At 38.4% G+C, this 13756-nt stretch carries 16 protein-coding genes; 1 reads left to right on the top strand and 15 read right to left on the bottom strand.

Annotation, left to right across the window (positions count from 1 at the left end):
• Positions 1-5: 5 nt before the first annotated feature.
• From rimI to galE, 5 genes are all read right to left on the bottom strand, one after another.
• Positions 6-548, bottom strand: a complete 543-nt coding sequence (gene rimI / locus IGJ93_RS05060; protein ID WP_067484191.1) for a ribosomal protein S18-alanine N-acetyltransferase — start codon at positions 546-548, stop codon at positions 6-8.
• A complete protein-coding gene (gene tsaB, locus IGJ93_RS05055) occupies positions 532-1254 on the bottom strand; it encodes a tRNA (adenosine(37)-N6)-threonylcarbamoyltransferase complex dimerization subunit type 1 TsaB (RefSeq protein WP_071868519.1) in 723 nt (240 codons plus the stop codon). The genes rimI and tsaB overlap by 17 nt, the downstream gene beginning before the upstream one ends.
• 196 nt (positions 1255-1450) lie before the next feature.
• A complete protein-coding gene (locus IGJ93_RS05050; protein ID WP_067484187.1) occupies positions 1451-2428 on the bottom strand; it encodes a LacI family DNA-binding transcriptional regulator in 978 nt (325 codons plus the stop codon).
• Positions 2429-2456: 28 nt separating this feature from the next.
• A complete protein-coding gene (gene galT / locus IGJ93_RS05045; protein WP_285700805.1) occupies positions 2457-3941 on the bottom strand; it encodes a UDP-glucose--hexose-1-phosphate uridylyltransferase in 1485 nt (494 codons plus the stop codon).
• A gap of 11 nt (positions 3942-3952) precedes the next feature.
• Positions 3953-4942 carry a UDP-glucose 4-epimerase GalE gene (galE, locus tag IGJ93_RS05040; protein ID WP_067484185.1) on the bottom strand — a complete coding sequence of 330 codons (990 nt, stop codon included), beginning with the start codon at positions 4940-4942 and terminating at the stop codon, positions 3953-3955.
• A gap of 255 nt (positions 4943-5197) precedes the next feature.
• Between galE and IGJ93_RS05035 the strand changes: the two genes are divergently transcribed.
• Complete coding sequence (locus IGJ93_RS05035) at positions 5198-5365, top strand: DUF3042 family protein (protein ID WP_285700802.1); 168 nt, start codon at positions 5198-5200, stop codon at positions 5363-5365.
• 56 nt (positions 5366-5421) lie between these two features.
• Here the strand turns inward: IGJ93_RS05035 and IGJ93_RS05030 are convergent, their stop codons facing one another.
• The 10 genes from IGJ93_RS05030 to IGJ93_RS04985 form a co-directional block, all read right to left on the bottom strand.
• Positions 5422-7254 carry an FAD/NAD(P)-binding protein gene (locus IGJ93_RS05030; protein ID WP_311801755.1) on the bottom strand — a complete coding sequence of 611 codons (1833 nt, stop codon included), beginning with the start codon at positions 7252-7254 and terminating at the stop codon, positions 5422-5424.
• 19 nt (positions 7255-7273) lie between these two features.
• A complete protein-coding gene (locus IGJ93_RS05025; RefSeq protein WP_067484182.1) occupies positions 7274-7639 on the bottom strand; it encodes a DUF488 domain-containing protein in 366 nt (121 codons plus the stop codon).
• Positions 7640-7759: 120 nt separating this feature from the next.
• Positions 7760-8152 (bottom strand): rhodanese-like domain-containing protein, encoded by a 393-nt coding sequence (locus IGJ93_RS05020; RefSeq protein ID WP_067484181.1) that lies wholly within the window; start codon positions 8150-8152, stop codon positions 7760-7762.
• A 15-nt stretch (positions 8153-8167) separates the two neighbouring features.
• Positions 8168-9130, bottom strand: a complete 963-nt coding sequence (locus tag IGJ93_RS05015) for an ROK family glucokinase (protein ID WP_067484179.1) — start codon at positions 9128-9130, stop codon at positions 8168-8170.
• Complete coding sequence (locus IGJ93_RS05010; protein ID WP_067484177.1) at positions 9130-9342, bottom strand: YqgQ family protein; 213 nt, start codon at positions 9340-9342, stop codon at positions 9130-9132. The genes IGJ93_RS05015 and IGJ93_RS05010 overlap by 1 nt, the downstream gene beginning before the upstream one ends.
• 20 nt (positions 9343-9362) lie before the next feature.
• Positions 9363-10061, bottom strand: coding sequence for a rhomboid family intramembrane serine protease (locus IGJ93_RS05005; RefSeq protein WP_086271036.1), 699 nt, complete (start codon positions 10059-10061; stop codon positions 9363-9365).
• A gap of 24 nt (positions 10062-10085) precedes the next feature.
• Complete coding sequence (locus IGJ93_RS05000) at positions 10086-10625, bottom strand: 5-formyltetrahydrofolate cyclo-ligase (RefSeq protein ID WP_086271037.1); 540 nt, start codon at positions 10623-10625, stop codon at positions 10086-10088.
• 260 nt (positions 10626-10885) lie between these two features.
• A complete protein-coding gene (locus IGJ93_RS04995; protein WP_086271038.1) occupies positions 10886-11875 on the bottom strand; it encodes a FecCD family ABC transporter permease in 990 nt (329 codons plus the stop codon).
• Positions 11872-12861, bottom strand: a complete 990-nt coding sequence (locus tag IGJ93_RS04990) for a FecCD family ABC transporter permease (RefSeq protein WP_086271039.1) — start codon at positions 12859-12861, stop codon at positions 11872-11874. The genes IGJ93_RS04995 and IGJ93_RS04990 overlap by 4 nt, the downstream gene beginning before the upstream one ends.
• The gene (locus IGJ93_RS04985; protein WP_370629917.1) at positions 12858-13688 is read right to left on the bottom strand and encodes an ABC transporter ATP-binding protein; all 831 of its coding nucleotides are present in this window, start codon (positions 13686-13688) and stop codon (positions 12858-12860) included. Before IGJ93_RS04985 ends, IGJ93_RS04990 begins: the two co-directional genes overlap by 4 nt.
• Between the last annotated feature and the right edge of the window lie 68 nt (positions 13689-13756).

Here is a 13756-nt window from a genome sequence, read left to right as displayed (position 1 = left end):
ATTCTTCACTCTTTTTCTAAAATTTTTACCATATCTAAGGCATCTTCATTGTTTTCAGTATAATACCCTTTTTTGATGGTTCTTGATTGAAAGCCCAGCTTTCGGTACAACTTTTGCGCATCACGATTGCCTACGCGAACTTCTAACGAAAGAGTCTCACAGCGATTCATTATAGCAAACTTTTCTATTTCGTCAATTAAGAACGAGCCAATGCTTTTTCGCTGATAGCGAGACATCAAGGCGATATTTGTAATATGACAATCTGTTCCAATGATTCGTGAACCGATAAATCCCACTAATTCCTCATTAATAAAGACGCCCAGATACAAATGAACCAAAGGAGAACGAAATTCAGATAAAAATGCACTCCGCGTCCAAGGTAGTTCACCAAGGTAAACTTCTCGCTCGACTGTCAACAAATCTTTGATGTCTGCTGTCGTCAATTGGCGTATTTGATAGGTATCTTGATTTACTTCTAGCTCTTTAGCAGGATAAAAAGACGATTCTCGGAACAAATGTTTCGTTAATTGCTTAAATTTTTTCAACATAGCTTTCGGCTCCAGGCGTATGAGTTTCTAGCCATTTTTCTTCAGCTTCTACCTTTTTCAAATACCGTGGTAAGAATGCTTGAACATCAGAGACAGGGACAGCTTGTTCTCCTAAATTTGCCAGCACAGTTCCATTTGGGATATCCCATTGAGGAATCAAATTGATTGTTACTTCTGGTAAAGCTTCGTTTAATTCTGTTTCAAATTTTTGGCAATCACTACCAACAAAATAAATTGATTGTTCAAGTGTTTTTAATTCTGTGAGTAGATCGACTAATGAGGAATGCTTGTCTTCAATCAATGTTTCTAGCTGATTTTCTTTCCATTGATAGGCGCCCGCATAAACATTTTTACGTCTCGCATCAAAGAGTGGCACAATCACACCTTCCACATTCACACAGTTAGCTGCGACTGTTTTCAAACTAGAGATACCTACCAATTCTTTCTTTAGTGTATAGGCTAAAGTTTTCGCAGTCGTCACGCCTATTCTTAGACCAGTATATGAACCTGGTCCGTCAGAAACTGCGATACGATCAATCGCTGATGGCTCCAATTGTAGATCTGCAAATAATTGATCAATTGCTGGCATCAACGTAATGCTATGGTTTCGTTTGATGTTCGTTTGAATTTGTCCAAGAACTACATCGTTCTCCACGACACCTATAGCCAAAGTTTGGTTTGCTGTATCAATTCCTAATGTAATCATGTTTTGATTCCTTTCCATTAACTATCGTTTCTTATTGTAGCACATTTTTAGCGGAAACCTAATCTGAGATAACAACAAAAAAACTAGCGCAGCCTCATAAGAACCACAAGCAATGTCGTCTGATACAAGCATTGCTTGATAAGTAGGTTCTTACAAAAATTCCGCTAGTTTTGATCGGTATCATTTCACTTGATTGTTACGCTGATTCTCGCACAATCAAGTCTGTACCAACAACGATTTTTCTTGGAACGGGAGCTTCTGTCTGGATCAATTGTAAAATCGTTTCAACAGCAATCTCCCCTAACCATTCAGTGTAAACTTTTATCGTTGATAATGCAGGTGTCACATATTTAGCTACGCTGCTGTCATTAAATCCGATAACTGCAATATCCTTAGGCACACGATAGCCACTCTCTTGAATCGCTTTTAATGCACCAATTGCTAATGCATCGTTTGCTGCAAATAGAGCATCTGGCTTTTCACTTGTTTCGGCTAAAAATTGTTTGATTGCTGAGTAACCTGCCTCAACCGAAAAATCAGCTTCGATTATGGCAAAGGGTTCTTGTTGCTCACTAACCATGATTTGTTCAAAAGCAAGTCTTCTTGGATCATTCAACAATTGCCGATTTTTTTTTGTATATTCTTTCCCCGTTAACATTGCGATTTTTTTAGCATTTAATGACAAAAAGTAATCAACAACTTTTTGGACACTTGAAAAAAAATCGACAGTTAATGAGTCAATGCCAACTGCGGTCCCATCAGAATCAACTAAAAGTAATTTTGGTTGAGATTTTTCTAACTCTGCCAGTTGTTGCAAGTCGAATTTTCCGACAGCAATCGTTCCGTCAACTTCACGTTCGCTAATGGAATCCCAAGTTTCCTTTAGCAAATCAACATTCAACTCTTCCGCTTTCTTCTCAATCCCAAGACGAATGGCTAAATAATATAAATCTTCGAGCTCTTCACTTTCATTATGCCATTGAATCAATCGCAAAGTTGCTTGATTAGCTGGAAGGTTTTTTTTATGTTTCGTATAGTTTAACTGTTCGGCTGCCTCGAAAACTTTCTGTTTAGTTGCTAAGCCTACGGAAAGTTCCGAATCATAATTCAATACTCTTGAAACAGTCGCAGGAGAAACACCTGCTAGCTGCGCGATATCTTTAATTGTTGCCATGATGTTTCCTCCTTCCTCACTGGATCAATTATAAATAATCAGTAAAGCGAGCAAATGCCGCTTGTCCTTCTTCTGTCCGCTTAAACACGCCTGCATCTTCTAACACACGTAAGAACACTTGACCAACAGCTTCCTGCACAATTTCAGTTACGTGATCTGCTGTGATTGTGTGAGTTGCCCGCAACTCATCTGCCCATTCACGATGATAATCAGCTAAGTTGTTTTCTTCGTTTAACAAATATTTTTCCACTTCTTCAAGTTCCATTTTTAATCGTGGAGGTAACACGGCTAACCCCATCACTTCAATCAAGCCAATGTTTTCTTTTTTGATGTGCTGAACGTCTTTATGTGGGTGGAAAATCCCATCTGGATGTTCTTCAGATACATTATTGTCGCGCAACACTAAATCTAGTTCAAAGTAGTCATCTTTCCGACGCGCAATCGGAGTAATCGTGTGATGCGCTGTCCCATCGGCAGAATGCGCCAAAACTTCGACAGATGCATCCGAGTAACCTTGCCATTTTTCTAAAATGGTTGTTGCCGCATCTACAAGGAGTTCTTTGTCTGGTGATTGAAGGCGAATCACTGACATTGGCCACTTCACAATTCCTGCAATGACTTGTGGGTAATCAGTTAATTTGATTAAGCGTTCCATTGGTGCTTTCGCCATTGGAAATTCATGACGTCCAGCTTGGTAATGATCGTGAGATAAAATAGAACCACCTACAATTGGTAAATCGGCATTCGATCCCACAAAATAATGAGGCAATACTTCCGTAATTCGTAACAAGCGGCGGAAAGTATCTTGATTGATTTGCATCGGACGATGAATTTCTGACAAAATAATTGAATGCTCATTGTAATACGCATAAGGTGAATATTGGAATCCCCAGCTTTCGCCATCTAGGTTCATTCGAATAATCCGATGATTTGTTCTCGCAGGGTAATTTAAACGTCCTCGATACCCTTCATTCTCCATACAAAGCAAACATTTTGGATAGTCTACTTTCACTGCTTCTCGTTCCGCAGCAATTTGCTTTGGATCTTTTTCGGGTTTCGATAAGTTGATTGTAATTTCAAGGTCTCCGTAAGCAGTTTGTACTGGAAACTGGATATTTTTAGCAATTGAACGCGTTTTGATGTAATCGTTTTGCTGACTCAACTGGAAGAAATATTCTGTTGCTTCTTCTGGCGAGTTGGCATAGTGTTGTGCAAAAAAAGCATTAACAACAGACGGCGGCGGAGTCAAAAAATCCATTAGCTGTGCTTCAAACATTTCTTGTTCTGCAGCCAAATCTGAAATGACTTGATTGTCTTTCGCTACTTGGACTAATTCTGCCAGCAAATCCACTGCAGGTACTGTTACTGGACGTGGTGTGACTTCTCCCGTCAACGCTTCTTCACCTATCAAACTTAATAATCGATTTTGAAGATAAATTCGATCCATTTCCATGAAGCCACCGGAGCTAATCGAAAGCGTTGCAAAGTCACAAATTGTTTGACTGATAGACATTGTCAATTCTCCTATTCTTCATAGCCATGTGGATGACTTACATGCCAATCCCAAGCTGTTTTAATAATTGCTTTAACATCTGTATATGCTGGTTCCCAACCTAAGATCTCTTTTGCCTTTTGACTTGAAGCAACTAATGTACTTGGATCACCCGCACGACGAGGTGCAATTTTTGCTGGAATTTTTTTTCCAGTAACTTCGCGAGCTGCTTCAAGCATTTCTTTGACCGAATAACCATTGTTACTTCCCAAATTAAAGAAATTACTTTCATTTCCAGCTTTTAAATATTCTAAAGCTTTGATATGTGCAGCAATCAGGTCTTCTACTTGAACGTAATCACGAACGCAAGTCCCATCTGGTGTATCATAATCGTCACCATAAACTGCTAATTCTTCTCTTTGTCCTAATGCCACTTGTAAGATAATCGGTACTAAATGAGTCTCAGGTGTATGGTCTTCACCAATGCTTGCATCAGCCTTTGCACCTGCTACATTGAAATAGCGAAGAGCCACGTAACGCATTCCATACGCATTGTCACACCACTTCATCATTTTTTCCATCATCAATTTACTTTCCCCATAAGGATTTTTGGGATTAGTTGGTGTTTCTTCTGTAATTGGTGACATTTTGGGTTCACCGTATGTTGCTGCTGTTGATGAGAAAACAATTTGTTTTACATCAAATTCATGCATTACTTCAAGTAGGATTTGCATACCATAAACATTATTGTTGAAGTACATTAAAGGTTTTTCAACTGACTCACCTACTAAAGAACTTGCAGCAAAATGAATGACTCCTTCGATCGCTTCTTTTTCAAATACCGTTTGTAAAAATGCTTTATCTCGAATATCTCCTTCATAAAAACGTGCATCTGGGTGAACGGCTTGACGATGCCCTGTTAATAGATTATCAACAACCGCAACATCATACCCTTTTTGGATTAATTGATCGACTGCATGTGAGCCGATGTACCCCGCACCACCTAAAACTAAAATTGACATATTTAAACACTCCTTTATTGATAACTAACGCTCTTTTATCATCCATCCTTCATTGTACCAAAAGAACACGGAAGTTTCGAAACAGTTTTTAGTAATCACCAGCTTTTCCTATGATTTTATTTAGTAAATTTATAATAAAACATTTAGTAATTTTTTTCAATCGTTTTTGTAAAGGTTTCCAAATAAACGTCTAACTAGCCTTTTTTCTGTTTTTGTTTCATAATAGAGGTATCAAACAATTAAGAGGTGTTTTTAATGAAAAAATTTGTATCTGGATTATTAGTCGGAAGCTTAGCAACTGTTGCTGCTGTAGCAGGTGTTGTCGCTTCAGTTAAAAAAAATGTAATTGATCCAATCGATGAAAAAGAATCAATGATTGAAGAAAATCGTAAAAAAGCGATGCGTAAACGCGTTGCACGTTAATTAGTTATTTAAAAAAGGACAGCTAAGATGTCCAAGTCGCTTACGACTTGTTCATCTTAGCTGTCTTTTTTGTTTGTTTTCTCTTGCTTAGTTAACAAATGGCGAGCAATTGAATCTGCTTGCCTTAAATTCCAAGCATCTGTGTATGGACGTGCCACAGCAGCCGTCAACCAATCAACACCTTCTATTGGAATCCCATAACAATAAAAATTCGGAATCACTTTTCCATTTGCCCCTATAACTTGATTTGCATGGTTTACATCAATCGCACCTGAAAAATAATGTTCGTCAATTTCTGTTTTTTGATAAGAACGAATCAAACCATTTTTATTCAGACTTTGAATGACTGGATTTTTTGAATAAAACACACTATTAATCGGCAAATGAGCTTCAATCAAATAGCGACTATTGAGTTGCTTATTTTCTGTTTCAATCCAAAATCTTCCTCTGACTCGTTTGATTTCAAACGGCGGTTTTGTAATATGGAAAATATCGGCATCTATCAGCGCAGCAAGCTCTTTACTTCTTCTCAAAGGTGGACCAATGGTTAAAAAAGCATTCAGCGGTGTGAACCAAGACCACAATTGCTCACGATATTCTTCAACTGAAAAAATATCCCATGCGATTGCTTCACGAATTGGTTCACGCCAGTCTTTGATTGCATCTAAAGTTGAACTAAATGCACCTGTGTCATTTCCTTTTTCCGCCTCATTGATTTGCCATGCCAAAAAGGAACGAACCCCCTTTTCAAAATCATTAGGAAAAGCGGAAAGAGGATGTTCCAAGCTGTCCCATGACCAAATAAATGGTTCTAATTGCGGATAATTTGCCAAACATTCTTCTGTTGACTCTAGCAAAAACACTTGCTCAAATTCAACAGGATTGATTGCTAATTGTTGTTCCTCAATCGTTTTTTGATAATAAAATAATTCTACTTCTTTTTTGAACAAGTCAAAAAATCTTTTACCAGTCAATTCTCCTTTTCTCTGCCATTTTTTTAGATTTTCTGTTGTTAATAACTTGAGTCGAGCCATCGCGCCACCCTGTTTTTGGTTCTTGCCACGGGGATAATAGGGAACCCCACGACGTGACCCCGCGTAAATAACTGGCTCGTTTCCAGAAGGGTGATAAATAAACTGATTTTCTTTTTCTTCAAAACGTCCACCACGTCCAACTGTCAATAACCCAATATAGTCAAAAAATGCTAACCCTAATCCACGTAAAAGAATCGGTTCATTAGCAGGTATATCAGCAACTAAAACGTCTGCTGGATTACTTGGCGGTTGATAAAACAAATCATGTTGCTGCGCATAATCAGCAAGATCAATTTCTTCATTCATCAACTCATTTTCCCAATGGCCACTTGCCAACACCAATTGATCCACAAAAAACGTTGTATCATCTGTCGCTAAGTAAAAACCAGACTCCACTCGTGAAACACTATCAACAAGTGCGGGAACGAAAGTAATCACATTGGGATATTCCTTTTTGAGTTCCGTGAAAAACCATTGCTGATACAAACCATAAAGGCAACGTGTTGCATGTTCATCTTTTCCTAACTGCTCCATTTCTGCGAGAAAAAAAGATTGCTTGTTCAATGATTGTTCCTCAACGAAAGAGGGGCCCTCTTTTTTTGCCCATTGATAAAGATTAGGACCTGCAGAAACAACACCATCATTCGAAAGCGTTGCATCTGTAAACAATGTTACCTGTTGTGAAACCGAGTTCATTAATAGGTCTGTCGATTGATCCACTCGCCAAACTCTTCCACCGGGACCAACTACATCAAATAAGTAAATTTGAAGTGATTGATTCGTTTGATTGTTGCGCAAAATTCTTTCTAACATACTCAAGCCACGTGGACCTGCTCCGATAATGCCAATCTGCATCTTACACCTTCTCTTTATTTTAAACAGCTAGTTGTTGATCCAATCGTTTTTTCAACACTACTGCCTGATTTTCTGTTTCATCTTTTGCACCGTAGACAAGTGTCACTTGTTTTTCTTTTTGACAAATGGCCAGTAATTCTTGAAAAGCTTGGTGAGGAACTTCTTCATCTAACAATTCTTTTTGATAACGTTCAGAGAACTCAGGAAATTTTTCTGGGGTATGATTGTACCACTTTCTCAGCTCTGTGCTTGGCGCAACCTCTTTCAGCCATAAATCAAGTTTTGCTTCTGCTTTAGAAACACCTCTTGGCCAAATACGATCAACCAGAACCCGAAAACCATCTGTTTCTTCTGCTTTTTGATAAGCTCGCTTCAATTGAATCATGTTCTTTGCTCCTTTCCTTTCACTCTTTATTTTAGCGAAAAACACGCTAGAGTACAAAAATAAAAAAGGATCGAGTAACCAGCTTTCTGCTAGTTTCTCGATCCTTTAAGAAATAGTCAATTAAACTTTTTTACTTTTGATTTTACCAGACCAGCCATCATAGCCACCTTTTAAAATATAAAGTTCTTTAAAGCCTTCTTTACGTAATTTGTTAGCTGTTCGAATGCTCAAACTTTTTCTTTGATCGTAAATATAGACAGGTTGGTCTTTACGAATTGAGCCTAAAGAGTTTTTTAATACTGTATAAGGAATATTTCGTGCACCTAAAATATGGCCAGCATCAAAAACATCCTTTTCTCTGACATCAATGATTTGCGCTTTACGCATTCCTTCACGAAACTCTTCTTCTTCTAACATTTTTGCTGAACGTTTTGCCATGATACGTAAGTATGCTTCCCAAAATACAATCGCCAGAATAATTGCGATCAAAAAAATATTAATCCAAAAAAACATGAGTTGCCTCCATCTTTACGCAAATTTCAAGGCTAATGATGCAGCACCAATGACGCCTGCTTCATTACCAAGCTCTGCTAATTTAATTTTTGTTGATTCTCTTACTTGTGGGAAAGTGAATTCCATAAAGTATTTTTCCACACGACTACGCAAAAATTCGCCTGCTGCAGATACCCCGCCGCCTAAAACGATACTTGAAGGATTCAATGTATTTCCTAGGTTTCCGCATGCTAATCCTAGGTAGAAACAAACACGATCCACAACCATCAATGCAAAGGGATCGCCGCCTTCTGCTAATTCGAAGATGTCTTTACTTGTTACTTCTTCGCCATTATCAAGCATTGCTTTAAGTGTTGAATCACCTGCATATTCTTCCGCCAAGAAACGGCCCAAACGCACCACACCCGTTGCACTTGAAACAGTTTCTAAACAGCCACGTTTTCCACATGTACATTCAAAACCATTTGGATCAACTGTGATATGGCCAATTTCGCCACCGGCGCCAGCAGCACCATGTACAAGATTGCCAGCAGCAACGATTCCGCCACCAACACCAGTTCCCAATGTGACGAAAACAACATCAGGATCATTTTCTCCAGCACCTTTCCAGCGTTCACCTAGAGCAGCAACATTGGCATCATTATCAACTGCAAACTTAATTCCAGTACCTGCTTGGATTTGTTCTCTCACTGGTTGTAGTTCTGTCCAGTTCAAGTTATACGCGCCAATAACGGTTCCAGCTTCACTATCGACACTTCCAGGAGTTCCCATACCAATACCGATAAAGTCTTCCACTTTCATGTTATATAAGTTTAAACGATGATTGATTGATTCAATGATTTCAGGGACAATATGTACACCCTCATCTAAAATATTGGTATCAATACTCCATTTTTGTTGAATTTCACCTTCTGGAGTCATAATTGCAAATTTTGCAGTCGTTCCACCTAAATCAATTCCAATAATTTTCTTGTCCATTACACGTTTCCTTTCTTTCGGCTTTCTTCTATTCGGTGCTCTCTTTTCAGAATGCGCCATGCCGTCATGTACGTATCATGATCAATCAAGCGATTGTCATATAACGTTCTTAATTCAATCGTCATCAACTCTATATCATAAATTCGTGAGCCGACATAGATGATGATGCCAAATTTTTTGAATAGCTGTTGTACGTCATACAAGCTTTCCATGTTAAAGCACTTCCTTCACATTATACAAGTAAACCATACTTTTTTAAACCCACTAACAAACAAATTACTAAAAGAAAAATAAAAATCATTCCAGAAATAATTCGTTGATGAATCGAAAAGTTTCCTCTTTGTTCGGGCAAACCCAAGATATTTCCTAACAGTAGTCCGCCGAGAACTCCGCCAACATGCCCCCAGATATCAACCGATGTATCAAATCCACCAAAGACTAAGCTTAAAACGATAAATAACGAGAACTGTCTCACCATCTGTGTAATCGCAGGGTTATTTCGAAAATGGAATCCTAAAATCACAAAAGCACCAAACATCCCAAATAAGGACGTGCTCGCTCCTGCAGATAACACGCCTACTTGGTTCAACGCAAAACTAGCTAAATTACCAGCTACGCCACTCAATAAATAAATGAGGAAGAAACGCCAATGTCCGTAAATCGTTTCGATTTGCGAACCCATAAAGTAAAGTGTTACAGAGTTAACTGCAAAGTGCATCAGACCAAAATGAATAAAGATGGGAGTAATCAAGCGCCACCACTCATGATAGTATGCAAAGAAAGGACCATACATTCCGCCAAATGATTCTATTTTTAACTCTGGAAACAGGTACATCAATACAAATACAAATGTTTGAATCCCTAAAAAAATATAGGTCCAGATTGGTTTTTTCAACCAAAATTGAATTTTTCGTTTTTGTTGATAATCCATGAAAACCTCCTATTAGTAATAAAATTAATCAATATACAATTGTTGAATTTTTTGATCAAATGATTCTGGCAACCACGCATCATTCAACTGTTCAGTAAAGACTAAGCTCGCTGTTTGGTTTGGATATTGCTGTAAATAGCGATCATAATAACCACCACCAAAACCGATTCGATAACCCGATTTCGTAAAGACCAAGCCAGGCACAATTAATAAATCGATTTGTTCAGGTAAAAAAAGGCGTGAATTTGTTGGCTCTAAGACACCAAAACTAGACCGTTCTAGCATCGTTTCATCTGTCAATTCATAAAAAGCCATTTGACGCTTTGGCAATGTTTTCGGAATCACGATTTGTTTATGCAGTTGCTTTGCATAGTGGATAACAGGTTCTGTTGCTACCTCGAATTCATTTGCTAAAGTTATCCCAATCGTTTGTGCGTTTTGAAATGCTGAACTCGAAAATAGTTTTTGATGGATCCGTCGTTCTTTTTCTACTTTTTCATTTGAAGCTAGTTCTTTTAATGTTTGAACGCCTGCTTGACGTAATTGTGCTTTCGTTTGATTCACTCATCCAACCTACCTTCCTTGATAGCATGGTATCGAAAAATGAATAAAATAGCAATGCTGTTGCGAGGAAATAACGTTCATTTTCAAAAAGAAAAAGAGTTCAAGATGAATGCTTGAACTCTTCGTTTTAGATTTTTTGAAGGGAAAGGGTTGATATTTTTGGTTGTTGTTCATTTTTTCTGAAGCCCAACCTTTTGTGCCACAACCTTATTTACGGTGTTCCCCAAGCAACTCCTCACTATAGCTTGGAGCCACAACCTTTAAACTTGCTTTTGAAACAATAAATAAAGAAAATACGGCGCACCGATTAACGCAATCAAAATTCCTGTCGGGATTTCACCACTTGGAAGGATGACACGCGCAATAATATCAGCTACGTTCACCAATAACGCCCCAAACAAACCACTTAGTACAAATGTCCAATGATTCTCTTTTTTAACAATTGTTTTTGCAACATGTGGTGCTAACAAACCGACAAAGGATAAACTACCTGCGACAGCAACACTAGCACAAGCTAATCCCACTGCCAGAATTAATAGCGCGCGTTGACTTCTTCGGACGTGTAAGCCTAAACTCTGTGCACGTTCTTGTCCAAAAGAAAGCAGCCCAATCTGTTGACTATAATAAAAAGCAAGTGGCAAAAGAAAAACGGCCCATGGAAGCAATGCCCAAACATAAGGCCAACTAGCACCCCAAATAGATCCTGCCAACCAAGCATTTACAAAACCGTAATTTTCTTTTGAGATTTTGATCGTCACTAGCAAAGTCATCGCCGATAACCCAGCGTTTACAGCGATTCCCGAAAGTAAAATTCGGTTCATTTTCAACATACCACTTTTAGTATAGGAAGTAAGATACACACAAATAGCAGCCAACAAGCCACCTAGACAAGCCGCAAAAGGTAATAGAAAAGTTGCTGCAGCTTGCGAAAAGAAACCTAAATAAAGCATGACGAAAAAGCCAGCTCCTGCATTGATTCCTAAAATGCTAGCATCTGCCAACTCATTTCTAGTAACTCCTTGCAGTAAGTACCCCGAAACACCCAAACACATTCCCGCCAAAAGACTAACTGCCAACCGTGGAAAACGAAATTCTTGTACGATTAGCTGTGTAATTGGCGACGCAGTTCCAGTAATCCCATCAATCACTTGTTGAATAGATAATAGTGGTGTCCCAATCATCAAGCTAAGTAAAACACTAATGAACAAGCAGAACAGCAAGAAGGTAATCAGCCATCGTAATTTTTTCATCCCTCTTCCCTCCTAACTTGAACAAGCAAGAATGGCACACCGATCAAAGCAATAATCAAGCCAAAAGGTGTTTCAAATGGTGGATTGATCATTCGTGCCACCAAATCTGCTACCATTACTAAGCATCCTCCCGCTAAAAAAGAACCAGGTAGAACGTAACGATAATCTGAACCTACTACCCCACGAATCAATGGTGGTACTAATAAACCAATAAATGAAACGGGTCCCACAAGTGCCACCGCAATTGCAGATAAAATCGCCACCATTCCAAAAGAAATAAGACGCGTTCTTCGTGGGTTTCCACCAAGTGCTACAGCATGCGATTCACTTAAATTAACCAAGGAGATTGATTTACCTAGCAAACAAGCGCAAATTGAAGCAATTAAGTAAACAGGTAACAAAACTGTCAATTGTCGCCAAGTGATATTCGCCGCTCCTCCAACAAACCAAAAAGCTAAGTCTTGTTGCAAATTAAATAATTGTGTTAGCGCTTGACTAATTGCAGTAAAAAATGAGCTAATCGCCACCCCAGCTAAAATTAGCTGAACTGGATTGATTCCCATTTTGGAAAATTTGAGAAAGCCAAACACCAAAATCGTCACTGCTAATGCCCCAACCAGAGAAATCAAAAACGTTTGAAAAGATGAAACAGCTGGTAAGAAAGCAAAACTAATTGCCATAGCTAAAGACGCACCTGCATTGATTCCCAACAACCCAGAATCTGCCAATGGATTACGTGTCACACCTTGCATCAATGCCCCACTTAAAGCAAAACTGCTGCCAACAACAAACGCACCTAACACTCGAGGTAATCGAATCGTTCGTAAAATTTGTTGTGCTTGATTCGCTGAATCAAATTGAACAACAGATAACCATAAGTCTTTCAACGTTACCTCTGCTGCACCATTTGCGACAGCTAGTAAAAAAAGTATCATACTTACTACTATAAGCAGCCAAATAAAACGACTCTTCTTTCTACTCGTCATTGATTTACCTCCTGTCGTGAAAGTAAATCGTAAGTTAGAAAGACTGGCTTGTCAGAATCAGGCAAATGAACGATTTGTGCATCAATTTCAAAAATTTCTCGCATCCATTCTTTTGTAATTACTTCTTTTGGTGAACCTTCAACCAATAATTGACCAGCTTTCAATCCTAATAAATAATCTGAAAAACGAGATGCATGATTGATATCATGAATGGACATCAAAATCGTCGTTTGTTTTACGCGATTGATTTCTTCTAATAAATGTAGAATTTCTAATTGATGTGCGGGATCTAAAAAAGTAATTGGTTCATCTAAAATCAAAATGTCTGTTTCTTGCGCCAAAGCCATAGCAATCCACACACGTTGCGCTTGTCCACCTGACAGAGTAGCAATCTCTCGTGTTTTTAAAGTATCTAAGCTAGTTGCTTCTAGCGCCCATTGAATCGCTTCTTGGTCTTCTACAGTCAAACCACTAAATGGCTTTTGATAAGGATATCTACCATAAGAAACAATTTCTTCCACGGTCATTCCCAACGGATGATCACTACTTTGTGCCAGTAAAGCAATTTTTTGTGCCAATTCTTTTGAACTATATGTAGAAATTTCAGAATCATTCACAATAATTTTCCCCTTTTTCACAGGAAGGATTCGTGTGAAGCTTTTTAATAATGTCGATTTTCCGCTCCCATTTGGCCCAATCAAACTAGTAATCTTGCCTTCAGGAATTTTTACTGATAAGGCATCAATAATTTGCTTTTTGGGATACCCTGCTGCAATATCGACTGCTTCGATTTTTGCCATTTCACCCATCCTTTCGTTGAAAATCATTCTCAATTATGACGCTACTTCACAAATTCGTCAAGCACAAGTTTTCTTTAGCTTTCACTAAAAAATTG

Origin of the sequence: Enterococcus sp. DIV0174 (assembly GCF_050529065.1) — a bacterium.
GTDB classification, from domain to species: Bacteria; Bacillota; Bacilli; order Lactobacillales; family Enterococcaceae; genus Enterococcus_B; species Enterococcus_B thailandicus.
The sequence above is the reverse complement of the archived record's forward strand: the minus strand, read 5'-3'. Positions and strand labels throughout refer to the sequence as shown.

Coding starts and splice junctions, on each gene's coding strand:
- rimI (WP_067484191.1), bottom strand. CDS start 548: ATGTTGAAAAAATTTAAGCAATTAACGAAACATTTGTTCCGAGAATCG.
- tsaB (WP_071868519.1), bottom strand. CDS start 1,254: ATGATTACATTAGGAATTGATACAGCAAACCAAACTTTGGCTATAGGT.
- IGJ93_RS05050 (WP_067484187.1), bottom strand. CDS start 2,428: ATGGCAACAATTAAAGATATCGCGCAGCTAGCAGGTGTTTCTCCTGCG.
- galT (WP_285700805.1), bottom strand. CDS start 3,941: ATGTCTATCAGTCAAACAATTTGTGACTTTGCAACGCTTTCGATTAGC.
- galE (WP_067484185.1), bottom strand. CDS start 4,942: ATGTCAATTTTAGTTTTAGGTGGTGCGGGGTACATCGGCTCACATGCA.
- IGJ93_RS05035 (WP_285700802.1), top strand. CDS start 5,198: ATGAAAAAATTTGTATCTGGATTATTAGTCGGAAGCTTAGCAACTGTT.
- IGJ93_RS05030 (WP_311801755.1), bottom strand. CDS start 7,254: ATGCAGATTGGCATTATCGGAGCAGGTCCACGTGGCTTGAGTATGTTA.
- IGJ93_RS05025 (WP_067484182.1), bottom strand. CDS start 7,639: ATGATTCAATTGAAGCGAGCTTATCAAAAAGCAGAAGAAACAGATGGT.
- IGJ93_RS05020 (WP_067484181.1), bottom strand. CDS start 8,152: ATGTTTTTTTGGATTAATATTTTTTTGATCGCAATTATTCTGGCGATT.
- IGJ93_RS05015 (WP_067484179.1), bottom strand. CDS start 9,130: ATGGACAAGAAAATTATTGGAATTGATTTAGGTGGAACGACTGCAAAA.
- IGJ93_RS05010 (WP_067484177.1), bottom strand. CDS start 9,342: ATGGAAAGCTTGTATGACGTACAACAGCTATTCAAAAAATTTGGCATC.
- IGJ93_RS05005 (WP_086271036.1), bottom strand. CDS start 10,061: ATGGATTATCAACAAAAACGAAAAATTCAATTTTGGTTGAAAAAACCA.
- IGJ93_RS04995 (WP_086271038.1), bottom strand. CDS start 11,875: ATGAAAAAATTACGATGGCTGATTACCTTCTTGCTGTTCTGCTTGTTC.
- IGJ93_RS04990 (WP_086271039.1), bottom strand. CDS start 12,861: ATGACGAGTAGAAAGAAGAGTCGTTTTATTTGGCTGCTTATAGTAGTA.
- IGJ93_RS04985 (WP_370629917.1), bottom strand. CDS start 13,688: ATGATTTTCAACGAAAGGATGGGTGAAATGGCAAAAATCGAAGCAGTC.